Below are 16,112 nucleotides of genomic sequence, written 5' to 3'. Positions count from 1 at the left end.
GCGGGCGCTGCGAAATGCTGCAAGCAAGAAAAACTCGACCGCGGACACATCTTCGGGCCATCTCCGCAGCTGTTTTACGGACCGTCGAGCTGCGGGCGCGTCGGCGATTCATGATTTACCGGGCAGGCTCAAGCAGATCGTCGACACATCCGGAAGACGAAGTCACCGGATTGCACCGAGCCACAACTCCACCCGGCAGACTCACCGAGTACCCAGTCCACGATGCAGGCTCCGACTTCGGATAGTCCGTGCTGATCATCTGCGCTCCACTCGACAGCACCTCATCGCGTCGCCGGGTGTCATTGTTCCGAGCCTGCTCGGTCGGCTCATCGCTCCGCGTCCGCACCAGATAACCCTGCCGGACCAGCGCATCGATGGCCTCTGGCGTCCCATCGTTCTGCTCCACAAACGCGGCATCCGTAGCGCCAGGCTCAGCGTTCGTAAATAAAATCCTCCCACGCAGCGAAGGATGCCCTTCGGTGTAAATCGGCCCAGCCTTCTTCTGGTCCATCAGAAAAATCACGCGTCCGCGGGCTCGCGCAAGCGTCGGCCACCCGCCAGCGCGCACGGCGTCAATCAGCGTCTTGTGCCGCCCGCGAACCTCATCCGGAGTGATGATCTCCTCGGGCCGAAAGACCGAACGGATCTCAGCGTCCAGAGCATCGAAGACAGCCGAAGTAAACGGCTCTGTCTTCGGAGCATTAGGCAGTTCCTTCACCTCACCTTCCTTCGTCTCCACCAGGATGAAGATCGGCAGATGTCCCGGATGCTGCCTCGACCAGTTCCTCACCTGTGTGAGGCACGCGACAAACGTAAGGCACGTGCTCCGCTCATCGAAGTCCTGCACGTGCATCACCTTGAATCCCGGCTTGTCCATCTCATGCTGCGGATCGAAATCAGGATCAGCCGGAAGCCCCGCGTCCGTGACCCAGCGGTCGATCATCGGATGCGCAAAGCGGCCGCCCTTACTGTCGGCGAAGATATCGATCTCAATCTGCCGCACGCCGGACGATAACTGATCAGCGAGCGGAGCATGGTGATAGTCGAGCCCGCGCAGCGCCTTCGGATTCTTCATCTCCAGGTATCGCCGCTCACTCGGCGCAAACCCTGCATGATAGCTGTTGTGCGAGCCGATCACTTGAATCTGGTTAAGCCTCACCACCTTGTCCTGCGAGGCCTGGTTGCCTTGCTGCGCAACTCCGCTATAGCTCGCGGCGGCCAGCAATGAACCCGCCACAATCTGCACTGCACGTTGTACTGTCGTCAAATCTGTTCCTCAAGAGAAGGCATCTGTCTGCATTGTGCCTGTCTTTCATGAATCCAATGCAAATCACTGGCGACGCAGCCGCTGCGTCACCAGGCAATCTTCTCTGGGAAGAACTCTGCGAACAGGTCGTCGTAGTAAGGCTTCAACTCCTTGAAGTTCGGCTTGGTGTGGCCTTTGGAGTAGAGGTCATACGGATTGAACTTGTTCACCCACTCCAGCATCTCGAGGTCGTGCTCGTTCATCAAGTGTCGGTACGCTCCATGCCGGTGCGCCGCATAGAACGAGTGATACCGCAGCATGTACAGCGACTCCTCCGGCATGTAGTTCTTCATCACTTCGTAGATGTACCCGTCATGCCCGAACGACATATGCACCTTGTCCAGCCCGCAGTTCGGTTCATAGACGCCGTACTTCGTGCTGTACACCGGATGGTTGAAATCAGGATTCGCTTTGAAGTCCTCCGGAAACACGATCTGGTCGGAGTATGCGCAGCCCACAGGGAAGGTATCGCCCACGACGCCCCACTGCGGCTCGCCCCACAGGCACAGTACCTTGCCCAGGTCATGGATGAAGCCGGTGAGCACAAACCACCGCGGATGCCCGTCCCTGCGGATCGCCTCCGAGGTCTGGAGCAGGTGCTCGATCTGGGTCAGGTCGGTGTCCGGATCGCTGTCGTCGACCAGCGTATTCAGAAACTCCGCCGCCTCCCAGATGCTCTTCATGCCTTTGTCCAGGCCGAAGTACTGCTTCTCCTTCGCCATCACGTAGTCGAACGTCTGGTGCAGATGGTTCAGCCGGTAGAACTCCGCGACGCCCGGATTGGCCTGGGCGTCATACTGCCGGAACTCCGTCTCGCTCTTGCCTTCCTTGTACCGGCCGGTGAGAAAGTCGTCCCACTCGTCCATATCCTTCAACGGTGCATTTGGGTTGGTGATACTCGCGGCCATATTTTCCTCCAGAAGACGAGCGGATCTAACTTACGTTACCGCTAACGTTGATGGAAATATAGCACTCCCGCTGCCTGGTTTGGCAAGTGAAAATTCGTTTCCCTTGAGCACTGTTACAGTTACGCGACGTCGACTCTCAGTTCCGAACAAGGCGCGCGTCTCCTCTTCCAGCCCTGACGTGTCTCTACGACTTCCCCATCGTCGAAGTCCTGGCCACCAGCTTCGGCGGAACCAGGATGCTCTTCGGGTCCTGGTCCGGCTTGGCGGAAAGTTCCAGCGCAAACTCACCCGCAATTCGTCCCAGCTCTCCCGTTCCATGGTCGATCGAACTCAGCGGGACGCGCAAATACTCGGCATAGCGGAGATTGCCGCATCCGACGAACGCAATGTCCTCAGGAATCCGCAAACCAGCCTCAAGCGCCGCCTCCATGGCTCCGATCGCGGTGAGGTCGTTGTAACAGAAGATCGCATCCGGCCGCGGCTTCCGGCGCAGCAGCTCTTTCATCGCCTGGAATCCCGCCTTGTCGCCGGCCTCTTCTGTCCGCTCGCACAGCACAACATATTCGGGCTTCTCAGGCAGTCCCTTCTCAGCAAGCACGGTCCGATAGCCTCGCAGACGATCGAAGGCTGGGCTCGTATGCTTGCCTCCGATATGGGCAATGCGCTTCTTCCCGATATCGATCAGGTGGCACGTCGCGATCTCTCCCACCTTCAGATCGTCAGACCCAACAAAGTGCGCCGCCAGGTGAGGGAAGTTGCGGTCAAACAGCAGATAGGGCGTGCGCTCCTCGCCCAGCTCGTAGAAATTCCGCAGGTTCGACTGGCACGAGGCGATCAGCAGCACATCGATCCCGCGCCGCAGCAGCGTGCGTATCTCTTGCCGCTCTATCTCCGGGTCTTCCTCCGACGATGCCAGGATCAGCGCCCGGCTGCTCTTCCGCAGGACTTCGCTCAGCGACTTCGCAAACTCCGCAAAGAACGGATGCACGAGGTCCGGCACCACCAGTCCCACCGTATAGGTCTTGCCGCTGGCCAGCCCTCTCGCGAGCATGTTGGGCTGATAGTTCAGCTCCTTCATGCGCTTCAGGACACGCCGCCGTGTCTCAGGTCCTACATCTTTGTTGCCTCGCAGAACCTTCGAGACCGTGACTACCGAAACACCCAGATCGTGCGCTATGTCCTTTAGCCTGACCGCCATAAAATGCATCATCCCACAGCTACGACAGATGTCGAAGCGTTATCTCCGCTAACAAAACCTCGTTCGCCGCCACAGGCACCATCCGCCCACAGCCAGGCTCACCACCAGCAATGCTCCCAGCACTGCAACCCAGGCAAGATTCATCGCCAGCGGAGGCACGACCGCGCGCAGTCCCAGCCACACGAACAACAGGGTCGCCGCGGCCACAATCACGTAGTCCCACCAGCGCCGCCGTTCGTCGCGTCCGCCAAACTCGTCGCCTGCCATCGCTGCCAGCGTGCGGTTGTAGTCCAGTCCATAGCGCTCGCACTCGCGAAGCACCGCCTCGTTGTTCGATGTCTGCTCGCGTGACGAGGCCACAGCCGTCCCAATCGCCATCGCTCCCAGAATCATCACGGCGGACCCGGCCAGCACCAGCAACTTGTGCTGTCTGTCCGCTCCCGCCAGCTCGCCAAAGACCAGGGCGCCCCACGCCAGCCCCCAGAGCTGGTTTGTATTCGAGAGCGGAATTCCTCGTCCAATCCCCAGGTACTTCGCGGCGAACTGCTGGAAGAGGTCGCCCACCACCCAAACGAACCCTCCAAGAAACAGCCAGAACACCAGTCCGCGATGATGGAACAGCTGAAACGACGGCGAGTGGAGCCCCCCGTCGAGCGCCAGCGTCAACGCCAGCACCGTGCCCAGCTCGCCCACCGTAAACGCCGTCACAAACGACAGCGGATTCATCCCGCTCAGGTAAGCCTTCCGGTACGGAACATACATTGTCCCCCACATAAGGCTCGCCCCGAAGGCCGCCAGAATCCCGCTCATCGCATGGTGCGCCTGCGTCGTCCCTCCATGAATCGTGCTGAAGCCCAGCATCACCGCGGCAATCACGATCGCGACCGCCCCCAGCACCACCTTGCCGATGTTCTTTGCGTTCGCGCCTTCAAGCTCGCGGAACAGCACACGGCCCCAGAACAGTCCGATCAGCGAGTTCGCATTCCACAGCGGAAACGCCACCGCCAGCCCCACATCGCGAATCGCAAACACGGTCAGCGTATTGGCCACCGCCCACAGCGCTCCGGCCAGCAGGGCCCACACGATCAGGTGCTTCTTCTCCATCAGATCTTCAAAGACGTAGCCCGTCCCCTTCAGCAGGGTCGGAAACGTCCATCGCGCCGTGAACACTCCCGCCACCATGCACAGCGACACGGCAAACGGTGACAGCCCCACATTCACCAGCTTCGTTGGAGCCTCGGCTGCCCCCAGCCACACTCCCGCCGCCAACCCGCAGATCACGCCCAGACCATGCAGCGAGAGTCCGCGTTTCGTCACCACCTGTTCCCCAGCAGCCATCCGTTCTCCCATTCCATCCACCAACTAGTGCAGAGCCACCAGCAGCGCAATCCCCGCCAGCAGCACCAGAAATGGCACCAGAAAGTGGCTATCGGTGACAATCGTCTTCAATCCGCGAGCAAAACCCACGCAGCTCCTCCTCAAATCACGAGCGTCATCGCTTACGCCCGCGCTTACCCTATCTGCCCCAACCCTCACTGTCAACCGCTGCTTCCTCCAGTGTCGCCGTCTCCCAACACGCACCATTGCAATCCACACCCTCGCTCTCCGGGAGCGCAGTGCGTTAGACTCCCTCTGTCTGCTTTAGAACCAAAAACCTCGTTGCGAAAGTAACCGGTAAAGAAAGAAGGAGCTGTATTTTGACTGTCACCGCCTCTCTGCGCACCACGGCAAAGATCCTGCTCGCCACCCTCCTCGCCACTCCCGTATTCGCTCAGTCCGCAAAAGAGATTGCTGATATCGCCCACTCGCTCCCCTCTGCCTCGCAGTCAGTCATCGAGCGTCTTGGCGCCCTCGACAACCTCCCCGCCTCCGAATGGCGTTACCACAACGGCGATCTCGCTCACGGCGAAGACCCCGCGCTCGACGACTCCTCATGGCAGGTCGTGAAGCCCCGCAGCCACGCGCCCAACGAAGCCGTCTGGTACCGCCGTCTCATCGAAGTCCCCAAAACCCTCAACGGCTACGACCTCACCGGAGCCCGCATCTGGTTCCAGTTCCGCGCCAACGCCAACGGCCCCATGCCTCAGATCGTATACTTCAACGGCCGCCGCGTAGCGCTCGGCGACGATCTTGAGCCCATCGTCCTCTTCGATCAGGCCCGGCCTGGCGACAAGGTCCTCGTCGCCGTCAAGCTCCTCCACACCGTCGACACGAAGACCTTCGCCGGTGTCGTCACCAGGATCGACTTCGCCTCCAATCGCCCCAACCCCGCGGACCTCCGCCTCGAGTTCCTCTCCAGCGCGGTCCTTCTCCCCAGCCTCTCGAAGAACTCCACGCAGGACCTCGCCAACCTCAACAACTCCATCCAGACCGTCGACCTCAAAGCACTCGACTCCGCCAATCAGCCAACCTTCGACGCCTCGCTCACCTCGGCCCGCCAGAAGCTCGAAGCCCTCAAGCCCGTCCTCCAGCAGGCGACCATCCACCTCACCGGCAACTCGCACATCGACGCCGCGTGGCTCTGGCCCGTCTCCGAGACGGTTGACGTCGTCAAGCGCACCTTCTCCACCGCGCTCCAACTCATGAACGAGTATCCGGACTACACCTACACGCAGTCCGCCGCCGCCTACAACGAGTGGATCGCCACCAAGTACCCCGCCATCAACGAAGAGATCAAGAAGCGCATCAAGGAAGGCCGCTGGGAGATCGTCGGCGGCATGTGGGTCGAGCCCGACCTCAACATGCCCGACGGAGAATCGCAGGTTCGCTCGCTGCTCCTCGGCAAGCGCTTCTTCCAGCAGCAGTATGGCGTCGACGTCCGCATCGGCTGGAACCCCGACTCCTTCGGCTACAACTGGCAACTCCCGCAGATCTACAAGCGCTCCGGCATGGACTACTTCGTCACCCAGAAGATGACCTGGAACGACACCAACCAGCTCCCCTTCAAACTCTTCTGGTGGCAGTCACCCGACGGCTCCAAGGTCCTCACCTACTTCCCGCACGACTACGCCAATGGCAACCTCAACCCCGTCCGCCTCTCCGCCGACCTCGCCACCGCACGCCAGCGCGCACCCGGAATGGAGCAGATGATGGACCTCTACGGCATCGGCGACCACGGCGGCGGCCCCACGCGCGCCATTCTCGACGAAGGCAACCACTGGGCCCACTCCGAAACCCAGTCCGGCATGATCGTTCCGAAGCTCGAGTTCGGAACCGCGCAGTCCTACTTCTCGAAGGTCGAAAAGGAAGTCTCCCCCAACTCACCCGTCATCAACTACAGCGACCTCGCAAAGGGATACACGCCGCCAACGCCCGAGGCCGGCAAGATCGGCATTCCCACCTTCAAAGACGAGATGTACTTCGAGTACCACCGCGGAGTCATGACCTCGCAGGCGCAGCACAAGCGCAACATGCGCGAGAGCGAAGAGCAGACCCTCAACGCCGAGAAGTACGCCTCGCTCGCCTGGCTCAACGGTGACTCGTATCCCAACGCCGACCTCACCGACGATTGGAAGAAGGTCACCTTCAACGACTTCCACGACCTCGCCGCCGGCTCCGGCATCGGTATCATCTACAAAGAGGCGCAGGCCGAGTTCGACAAGGTCCGTCTCTCCACCAACGCCATCTCCTCTCACTCGCTCCACACCCTCGCCGCCGGCATCGACACCCGCGCTGCCGGCGAAGTCCCCGTCCTCATCGTCAATCCTCTCGCCTGGTCGGACACAGGCGTCACCACCGTCACCGTGCAGATGCCCACCGCCTCACCCAGCGGTATCTCCATCCTCGACTCGCACAACAACGTAGTCCCGTCGAAGGTCCTCTCCACCGACTCGAAGACCAACACCTACAAGCTCCTCGTTCAGGCGAAGGACGTCCCCTCACTCGGTTACGAAGTTCTCCACGCAGTCGCAGGCGAGAAGCCCTTCACCACCGACCTCAAAGCCAGCGGCTACACAATGGAGAACGCGGCTCTCCGCGTAACCGTCGACCCGGCCACCGGCTGCATCACCAGCCTCTATGACAAGCGCTCCAACTTCGAGTCGCTTGCCAAAGGCGCCTGCGGCAACCAGCTCCAGACCTTCAAGGACACACCGAAGGACTACGACGCCTGGAACATCGACCCCGGCACGCTCGACCACATGACCCCAATCGATAAGGTCGACTCCGTCGAACTCGTCGAAAAGGGCCCCATGCGCGCCGTCATCCGCGTCACCCGCACCTGGCAGTCCTCCAGGTTCGTGCAGGACATCCAGCTCTACGCCAACACCGACACCGTCGACGTCATCAACGACATCGACTGGCACGAGACCCACGTCCTCCTCAAAGCAGCCTTTCCGCTGGCAGCCACTGGCCCGATGGCGACCTACGAGATCCCCTACGGCAACATCGAGCGTCCCACCACTCGCAACAACTCCTGGGAGCAAGCCAAGTTCGAAGTCCCCGCCATGCGCTGGGCCGACCTCGGCGACGCACAGCACGGCTTCAGCCTCCTCAACGAGGCCAAGTACGGCTACGACGCCGCTGACAACGTCCTTCGCCTCACACTCCTTCGCTCGCCAACCTGGCCTGACGCCGACGCCGATCGTGGCCATCAGCACTTCAGCTACGCCCTCTACCCGCACGCCGGAACCTGGAAGCAGGCCCTCACCGAGCGCAAGGGCTACCAGTACAACTACGAGCTACGCGCCGCGCAGGTCGCTCCACACACCGGCACCCTCCCGCTCGCGCACTCATGGATCTCCGTCGCTCCGGAAAACGTAGTCCTCACCGCAGTCAAAAAAGCCGAGGACTCAAACTCCCTCATCTTCCGCGTCTTCGAGTGGGCAGGGAAGCAGTCCACCGTGACCTTCACCGTCCCCGAGGGCGCCACCGCCGCCACCGAAACCAGCCTGATGGAAAAACCCGAAGGCCAGCCACTAACCGTCAGCGGCAACAAAGTCACAGCCAACATCAGCCCCTACGAAATCCTCACCGTAAGGGTCGACTATCCGCATAACTAGCCATCAAACAAACCTTGGACAGAAGAGGCGAGCGTAACGCTCGCCTCTTCTGCATTCGTTTTTTTGCTGTCATTCTGAGCGAAGCGCATTTTGTCAGCAGTGCCACAAAAGCCCGGGTGCCCCATCCTTCGCGAGGCGTAATTCGCTCTAAAACCTGTCAAGACCCCAACCGGTGCAGAGATCAAGCTTGGATTGCCTAACTGCAAATGCATCAATCGCTTACCGACGCGAAATAATCTCCGGCAAAGTGGCACGTTAGTTTCCCTGCATCCGGTAAAATTAGAAACAGAAGGAAGAGAAAGGCCCCGGACACTATTCGGGGCCTTTTCCTTTAGTTCATTCCAGATAAACCAAACCATATGAAGACTTTACATATATCAAGCCATGATTTTTCCGGACTTTTCACGCTTCGGCATAATAAATGCACGCGAAGTCCAGACCTAAAGTCTTTGTTCGGAAGATTTTGCACAAAAAGGGCGGGAGGGGGTGGCAAATATTTTGCGCGGGAGAGGCCCGGGGGGCACTTCGAAAGCCCTCTTGGAATCGCCGTGTATACTTAGAAGGTTGTCCAAAGCAGTAACCTTTTAGGAATCACAATGCCAAAGCTGAAAACACACAGCGGCGCAGCCAAGCGCTTCAAGAAGACCGGTACGGGCAAGTTCAAGCGCGGCCAGTCGAAGATGCGCCACATCCTCACCTCCAAGAAGACCAAGACCAAGCGCAAGCTTGCTCGTATCACCCTGGTCTCCGAGGCGGATTCGGCCAAAGTCGCACGCATGATCCCCTACGCCTGATAAGGGCAGGGAGTCGAAGGTTTTCAGGTCAAGCCGCTTCAATAGAAGCAAAGGGCCGCAAAAGCGTAAAGGCCCCTTGGATTAGCGTCAGCGAAGCCAACCGAGACCTGGATGAGAAAAGCGAGTGAAGAGGTTTCCTTACCTCCAGCCGCTCAAACGAAGTACGCAAAAGGAGAAGCACGATGCCCCGTGTAAAACGGAGTACGAAACGTAGTGACCGCCGCAAAAAAATACTCAAGCGCGCGAGTGGCTACTTCCTCACGAAATCCAAGCTCTACCAGGCAGCGCAGGAAGCCGTCGAGCGCTCGCTCATGTTCGCCTACACCGGCCGCAAGCAGAAGAAGCGTCAGTTCCGCTCTCTCTGGATCGTCCGCATCGGCGCTGCAGCCAAGCTGAACGGCCTGAGCTACTCGACCTTCATCAGCGGCCTTAAGAAGGCCGGCAACGAGCTCGACCGCAAGGTCCTCGCCGACATCGCCGCCAACGACCCGGCAGGCTTCGCCGCTCTCGCCGAGCAGGCAAAGGCCGCCAACGCCGCCGCCAAGTCGGAGAAGAAGGCCGCCTAAGCGCAGCAACAAAATTGCTTACCTGAGGGGCACGGCTCGAAGCTGTGCCCTTCGCACTTTAACTCGCGACGCAAAAGGGGGCCATCATTCCATCGCGTTCATCTCCGGCCGCACCGAAGACGTTATCCTAGAAAACATGGCAGAGACCTCCGACCCTACTCAGAACGGAACAAAAGCATCGTTTGAGTCCTGGGGCCGCTACCCAAGCTACCGCGCCAACATCATCCCGCTTCACTGGCAGAGCGATTTTCCCGCTGTCACCGAGGGCCTGCACAATGGCATTCTTCCCGTCGGCCTCGGCCGCAGCTATGGTGACGTCGGCCTGCTGGAAAACGGCAACCTGCTAGTCACCACCGGCATGGACCGCATCATCTCCTTCGACCCGGAGACCGGCCTGCTCACCGCCGAAGCCGGAATGTCGTTCGCACAGATCCTCGACTTCGCCGTTCCGCGCGGCTTCTTTCTTCCCGTCACGCCGGGTACAAAATATGTAACGCTCGGTGGAGCAATTGCCAACGACATTCACGGCAAGAACCACCACATCGCCGGAACCTTCGGCTGCCACATCACGCAGTTCGAGCTCGTCCGCACCGACGGAACGCGCATCCTCTGCTCGCCAACGCAGAATCTGGAATTCTACTCCGCCACCATCGGCGGCCTCGGTCTAACCGGCTTCATCTCGTGGGCAACGGTGCAACTCAAGCCCATCGTCTCGCGCAAGATCGACTACGAAGGAATCCAGTTTCACGGCATCGACGAGTTCATCTCGCTCACCGAGCAGAGCAAAGACATCGAGTACACCGTAAGCTGGGTCGATTGCACCTCGACCGGCCGCAACTTCTGCCGCGGCATCTTCATGCAGGGCGATCACTCGACTAAGAGGGACGAGCTAAAACCCTCGCCGAAGCCGAGGCTCATCTTCCCCTTCGACGCGCCCGGCTTCGCGCTCAACAGTCTCTCCGTAAGCCTCTTCAACACGCTCTTCTTCCACAAACAGTTCAGCAAGCGAGTCGTCGCGCTCCAGGACTACGAGCCGTTCTTCTACCCGCTCGACAAGGTCCTGCGCTGGAACCGCATGTACGGCAAGCGCGGTCTGCTCCAGTTCCAGTACGTCATTCCGTGGGAGCACGCGCGCGAAGGCACAGTCGCCATCCTCAAGGAGGTCGCGAAGTCTGGCCTGGCCAGCTTCCTCGCCGTCCTCAAGGCCTTCGGCGACGTTCCTTCGCCCGGAATGATGAGCTTCCCGAAGCCCGGCATTACGTTGTGTTTGGATTTCCCTATCAAGCCCGGCAAGAGCTTCCCGCTCTGCGAACGCCTCGCCGACATGACGCTCGAGTTCGGTGGCCGTCTCTATCCCGCCAAGGACGCAGCCATGACCGCCGCGCAGTTCCAGGCCTTCTACCCGCAGTGGCAGCAGTTCGCCCGCTACCGCGACCCGCTCCTCACCTCCAGCTTCTGGGAGCGCGTCACCGGAAACAAGCCAAGCCTATGAATCAGACAGCAAGCAGCGCACCACGCAAGATCCTCGTCCTCGGAGCAACCTCAGGAATCGCCGAAGCCACATGCCGCATCTGGGCTGCGCAGGGCGCAAGCCTCTTTCTCGTCGCTCGCAATGCCGAAAAGCTCGCCGCCGTCGCGCAGGACCTGAAGGCCCGCGGAGCCAGCTACGTCGATACCGCCGTTGTCGATCTCGACGACACCGACCAGCACCCCGGGCTGCTCGCGCACGCCATCAACTCGCTCACTGGACTCGACATCGCCTATCTCGCGCACGGAGTCCTCGGCGATCAGGTCGCAGCCGAGCAGGACTTCAACACCGCCGCGCACATCCTGCACACCAACTTTATGGCGCCGGTCTCTCTACTCACCTGGCTGGCGAACTTCTGCGAGCAACGTCGCTCTGGAACAATCGCGGTTCTCTCCTCGGTCGCAGGAGACCGCGGCCGCAAGTCGAACTACGTCTACGGCTCCTCAAAGGCCGGCCTCTCCGCCTTCCTCGCTGGCCTGCGCAACAGGGTAGATCGCGAAGGAGTCACAATCCTCACCATCAAGCCCGGCCCAACAAAGACCGCGATGACAGCCGGAATGAAGGGCAGCGAGAAGTTCGCCGACGTCGACACGGTCGCACAGTCGATCGTCAAAGCCATCGAAAAGCGCCAGGACAACCTCTACGTCCCGTTTCAGTGGCAGCCCATCATGTTTGTCGTACGCAATATCCCGGAGCGCATCTTCAAGAAGCTAAATCTCTAAAGAACGCAGATCGACGGGTTTCAACTGCTGCTGCGCCATCTTCTGCTTCCGAGTCAGCGGAGGAAGTTGCTCCGGCAGCCGCGTCGCCTTCTCCACCAGAAGGCTCCGGGCGTGAGCAGCACGATGTTCGGCTCCGGCTGGCCTGATTTGTGGCTGTCCAAAGACAAAATTCGCTGCCCTGCTACTTCTCGATTCTGTGCCCATCCCTGCTGAAGTAGCTCAATTGTCTGCGGTAACAGCGCTGGTGTTCGAGGTCGAAGGCGATGCAGGAGTCGAAGGGTTTGGAGTAGACGTGCAGGCTGATGCAGCCGGTTGTTCCAGCGTTTTCAATCTGATGGATGGTCTGGAGCTTGTCCACCGTGACCATTCCCGTGCCTTCGGAGCAACTTAGGGTGCGAACCTTGTCGATCTGGAGCTCGGTGGCTCCGCCGAGGCAGTCGATATTGACGACGTTTTGGTTCTCGGGCGCGTTGCAGCGGGTGTGATGGTACTCGTGAGTGAAGACCTCGCCCTGGGAGACGGTCATCCAGCCGAGCTGGCCGTTGTGGGTGTGGATGGCGGTCTTCTGTCCCGGCGACCAGCAGATGGTCATGACCTCGAAAAGCTCGTCGCGATAGATGAGGTTACGAGTGTAGAAGCTGTCGCGCCACCAGACATAGTCGTGCAGGGCTTCGGGGCGCAGCGTCGTCGCGGCCATGTAGGCTGCGATCCGTTCCTTGGTGATGAGGTCCCGCTCCAGTTCACGTAGTCCGGATATGAAGTCCGCTACGCTGGTCCGAAGCGGGTGGGTACAGCTTGCAATCTCTGGGGTCGTCATTGGCTTGCTCCTTCGCCGAATCTGAGCGTGTATCCATTATTGGCCCTACCGCGTGTGATTCTCAAGTTTTACGCGATGTTGTTGCTTTGGCGCGCCCCGGAGCCGTCAAGAGTCAGCCAACTAAGCTAAACTAGTAGTACACGCGCATTTTCAGGTTTTCCTCATCCCCAGCGCACAGACAGGACATTCAAACGCAGTGAGCACCCAGCAGCCTATCCGCAACATCGCCATCATCGCCCACGTTGACCACGGCAAGACGACGCTGGTCGACGCCATGCTCCGCCAGTCGGGCACCTTCCGCGCCAACGAGGCCGTCGCCGATCGCGTCATGGACTCGAACGACCTTGAAAAAGAGCGTGGAATCACGATTCTGGCCAAGAATACGGCCATCCACTACCTCGACTCCAAGATCAACATCGTCGATACGCCGGGCCACGCCGACTTCGGCGGCGAGGTGGAGCGTGCGCTGAAGATGGTTGACGGCGTGGTGCTGCTGGTGGACGCCTCCGAGGGGCCGCTGCCGCAGACGCGATACGTGCTCTCGAAGGCGCTTGAGGCGAAGCTGACGCCAATCCTGGTGATCAACAAGATTGACCGGCCCGACGCCCGACCGCAGGAGGTCGTCAATGAGGTCTATGACCTGTTCATCGACCTCGACGCCGACGAGAGCGTGCTCGACTTCCCGATCATCTACACCAACGGCAAGCAGGGCACGGCGACCATGGACCTGGGAACGCCGGGAACCGACCTGAAGCCGCTCTTCGATCTGATCGTGAAGACGATCCCTCCGGCGAAGGGCGATCCCGATGGTGCGCTGCAGATTCTGGTGACCAACCTCGACTACTCGGACTACCTGGGCCGGCTCGCGATCGCTCGCGTCTTCAACGGTACGCTCCAGACCGGTCAGGAGGTAGCGGTCTCTAAGACCAATGGCTCGCTTGAGAACGTCAAGATTACAAAGCTGTTCAGCTTCGACGGATTGAGGCGGACCGACATTGCCGAGACGACGCTGGGCGACATCGTTGCGATTGCCGGCGTGGCGGGAATCACGATTGGCGAATCGATCACTAACATCGAGAATCCAGCTCCGCTGCCGCTGATCAAGATCGACGAGCCGACGATTGCGATTCAGTTCTCAGTCAACAACGGACCCTTCGCCGGCCGCGAGGGGCAGTATGTGACCAGCCGCAACCTGAAGGAGCGGCTGGAGAAGGAACTGCTGACGAACGTTTCGATCCGCGTCGAAGACACCGGCTCCCCTGAGACTTTCAAGGTGCTGGGCCGCGGCGAGCTCCAGCTCTCGGTGCTGATCGAGATGATGCGGCGCGAGGGCTTCGAACTGATGGTCTCGCGTCCGGAGATCGTGACGCGGCGCATCGAAGAGAAGCTGATGGAGCCGAGCGAGTACCTGACGGTCGACGTCCCGGAGGCCTTTGTGGGCACGGTGATCGAGCGGCTTGGGCCGCGCAAGGGCGAGATGGCCAAGATGACCAACCACGGTTCCGGTCGCGTGAGGATGGAGTTCAAGATTCCTTCGCGCGGACTGATCGGGCTGCGCTCGGAGATGCTGACGGAGACGCGTGGAACGATCATCATGAATTCCATAGCAGATGGTTACGTGCCTTACCAGGGCGAGATTCCACAGCGGCCTACGGGCGCGCTGATCGCCGACCGCAACGGCACGACGACGACCTACGCGCTGAACGGGCTGCAGGATCGTGGCATCCTGTTCGTCGGCGACGGCACCGAGGTCTACGAGGGCATGGTCGTCGGCGAGCATTCGCGCGACAATGACCTGGACGTCAATGCGGTGCGCGAGAAGAAGCTCACCAACATGCGCGCCTCAGGTTCGGACGACGCGCTGCGGCTGGTTCCGTACAAGCAACAGACGCTGGAGCAGTCGATCGAGTTCATCGCAGACGATGAACTGGTCGAGGTTACTCCGAAGTCGCTCCGGCTACGCAAGAAGGTACTGCAGGCGAACCGGCGGCCTCGCAAGGGCTCGATAGAGTAGCAGAACCTCGTTCCTGACAAGACGGCTGGATCATCCATCGGATGGTCCAGCTTTTCATTTCGTCTTCCTTTGGCCCCCCTGGATATTTCTTGTGCAAGGTATTCAAAAATAACGGCTTAGCCTTGTACTTTCTGTCGTTAATCACGTAAAGTATCTAAAATCAATACTTTATCTGTAAAGTATTCGATACTATAGGGTTATTGACATAGAAAAGCCCCCGGATGACCGGGGGCTCTCTTCATTGGCTGATGTTTTAATTCTAGCAGTTTTGGGAAACTACTCTGCCACTCGCAAGTTGTTTGTTTTGTTGAGAATGATCGCCTCAGGGGCTTGACAAGAATCTCCCGTGGAAATGAGGTGAATCGGCGCAAACCGACGATACCGGAAAAAGGAAACCCCGGATCGGCTGGTGCCGGTCCGAGGTGCTAGGGTTGTCGTTGTGGTTTTCGGCAAGGGCTATTTGTACTGGGTGGTAACGCCCCCACTGCTTGTACTTCCGCTGCCTGAACCGCTGGTGCCGCCACCCGACGTGCTACCGCCGGTTCCGCAGTAGCCTCCGCCGTTGCCTCTGCCGCGATCGCAGTTGTTGCCTCTGCCGGAATCCTGCCCATACTGGTCACACTGGCGGTGTGAGTCCGCAACAGGGTTGTAGATCCAGCTTAGGAAAGACCAATGGCTTTGGTGACTGCTGCTGTCATTGCTGTGGTCGTCAGCGAGAGCGGAAGTAGTTAGTAGCGATAGACCAAGAAGGGGGACGATTAGCAAGCGGTTTAGTTTCATGGGATTACCTCGTGTTTAGTGGACGGTGCATGAAAAACGGGTGTAGCGGGTATTGCGAGGCCGTTATTTGTACTGGGTGGTACCGCCTTTGTCGCTACCACTGCCACTCCCGCTGCCGCCGCTACCGGAGTGGTCTCCACCGGAGCACTGGTGGTGGTCGCCGTCGTGGTGGTCGCTGTCGTGGTGATCGCGATCGTTGTCCTGATCGTGGTCGTCGTCGTGGTGGTGATGGTTGAAGACGGTGCCGCCTTTGCCGTCACCCTTTGCACCGTGGTCGCACGCATAGGCGGAGGTAGCGGATAAGGAAAGACTCAGCAAAGAAGCCATTATCAAGCGATTCAGTTTCATTCTTCACCTCGTGATACCGAGCGAAGCATAACAAGCCACAGGTGTTAGGCCAGTCCCACGAAAGGGGTAAACCGGGGTGGTTTTGTGGCCGGGAGAATGCATGGCGGAACCATCCGGAAGGGGCCGGACTG

13 protein-coding genes are annotated in these 16,112 nt (G+C 59.8%); 6 read left to right on the top strand and 7 right to left on the bottom strand.

The window, feature by feature from the left end; translation table 11 throughout:
• Positions 1 to 115 precede the first annotated feature (115 nt).
• The 5 genes from OHL16_RS13925 to OHL16_RS13905 form a co-directional block, all read right to left on the bottom strand.
• Entirely contained in the window at positions 116 to 1,267 is a 1,152-nt protein-coding gene (locus OHL16_RS13925) for a phosphatidylinositol-specific phospholipase C1-like protein (RefSeq protein ID WP_263367776.1), read from the bottom strand.
• An 86-nt stretch (positions 1,268 to 1,353) separates the two neighbouring features.
• Positions 1,354 to 2,214 carry an inositol oxygenase gene (locus OHL16_RS13920; protein ID WP_263367775.1) on the bottom strand — a complete coding sequence of 287 codons (861 nt, stop codon included), beginning with the start codon at positions 2,212 to 2,214 and terminating at the stop codon, positions 1,354 to 1,356.
• A gap of 184 nt (positions 2,215 to 2,398) precedes the next feature.
• Positions 2,399 to 3,412, bottom strand: coding sequence for a LacI family DNA-binding transcriptional regulator (locus OHL16_RS13915; protein ID WP_263367774.1), 1,014 nt, complete (start codon positions 3,410 to 3,412; stop codon positions 2,399 to 2,401).
• 48 nt (positions 3,413 to 3,460) lie between these two features.
• The gene (locus OHL16_RS13910) at positions 3,461 to 4,750 is read right to left on the bottom strand and encodes a GRP family sugar transporter (protein WP_263367773.1); all 1,290 of its coding nucleotides are present in this window, start codon (positions 4,748 to 4,750) and stop codon (positions 3,461 to 3,463) included.
• Between the two features lie 24 nt (positions 4,751 to 4,774).
• Positions 4,775 to 4,879 (bottom strand): translocated intimin receptor Tir, encoded by a 105-nt coding sequence (locus OHL16_RS13905; protein WP_263367772.1) that lies wholly within the window; start codon positions 4,877 to 4,879, stop codon positions 4,775 to 4,777.
• A 230-nt stretch (positions 4,880 to 5,109) separates the two neighbouring features.
• On the opposite strand from OHL16_RS13905, the gene OHL16_RS13900 reads away from it, so the two are divergent.
• The 5 genes from OHL16_RS13900 to OHL16_RS13880 all read left to right on the top strand — a co-directional run bounded on the left by OHL16_RS13900 (position 5,110) and on the right by OHL16_RS13880 (position 12,022).
• A complete protein-coding gene (locus OHL16_RS13900) occupies positions 5,110 to 8,412 on the top strand; it encodes an alpha-mannosidase (RefSeq protein ID WP_263367771.1) in 3,303 nt (1,100 codons plus the stop codon).
• A 596-nt stretch (positions 8,413 to 9,008) separates the two neighbouring features.
• Entirely contained in the window at positions 9,009 to 9,206 is a 198-nt protein-coding gene (gene rpmI, locus OHL16_RS13895; protein ID WP_263367769.1) for a 50S ribosomal protein L35, read from the top strand.
• Between the two features lie 182 nt (positions 9,207 to 9,388).
• On the top strand, positions 9,389 to 9,772 hold the full coding sequence (gene rplT / locus OHL16_RS13890) for a 50S ribosomal protein L20 (RefSeq protein ID WP_263367768.1): 384 nt from the start codon (positions 9,389 to 9,391) through the stop codon (positions 9,770 to 9,772).
• A gap of 136 nt (positions 9,773 to 9,908) precedes the next feature.
• Positions 9,909 to 11,264, top strand: a complete 1,356-nt coding sequence (locus OHL16_RS13885; protein WP_263367767.1) for an FAD-binding oxidoreductase — start codon at positions 9,909 to 9,911, stop codon at positions 11,262 to 11,264.
• A complete protein-coding gene (locus OHL16_RS13880; protein ID WP_263367766.1) occupies positions 11,261 to 12,022 on the top strand; it encodes an SDR family oxidoreductase in 762 nt (253 codons plus the stop codon). The genes OHL16_RS13885 and OHL16_RS13880 overlap by 4 nt, the downstream gene beginning before the upstream one ends.
• A gap of 181 nt (positions 12,023 to 12,203) precedes the next feature.
• On the opposite strand, the gene OHL16_RS13875 is transcribed toward OHL16_RS13880, so the two are convergent.
• A complete protein-coding gene (locus OHL16_RS13875; protein WP_263367764.1) occupies positions 12,204 to 12,839 on the bottom strand; it encodes a cysteine dioxygenase in 636 nt (211 codons plus the stop codon).
• 196 nt (positions 12,840 to 13,035) lie between these two features.
• Here OHL16_RS13875 and typA point away from each other — a divergent pair, with 196 nt between their 5' ends.
• Positions 13,036 to 14,853 carry a translational GTPase TypA gene (typA, locus tag OHL16_RS13870; protein ID WP_263367763.1) on the top strand — a complete coding sequence of 606 codons (1,818 nt, stop codon included), beginning with the start codon at positions 13,036 to 13,038 and terminating at the stop codon, positions 14,851 to 14,853.
• 843 nt (positions 14,854 to 15,696) lie between these two features.
• Here the strand turns inward: typA and OHL16_RS13865 are convergent.
• Positions 15,697 to 15,981 (bottom strand): hypothetical protein, encoded by a 285-nt coding sequence (locus OHL16_RS13865; protein WP_263367762.1) that lies wholly within the window; start codon positions 15,979 to 15,981, stop codon positions 15,697 to 15,699.
• Positions 15,982 to 16,112: the final 131 nt, after the last annotated feature.

Source organism: Edaphobacter bradus, from assembly GCF_025685645.1.
GTDB classification, from domain to species: Bacteria; Acidobacteriota; Terriglobia; order Terriglobales; family Acidobacteriaceae; genus Edaphobacter; species Edaphobacter bradus.
This window is presented reverse-complemented; position numbering and strand designations above follow the sequence as displayed.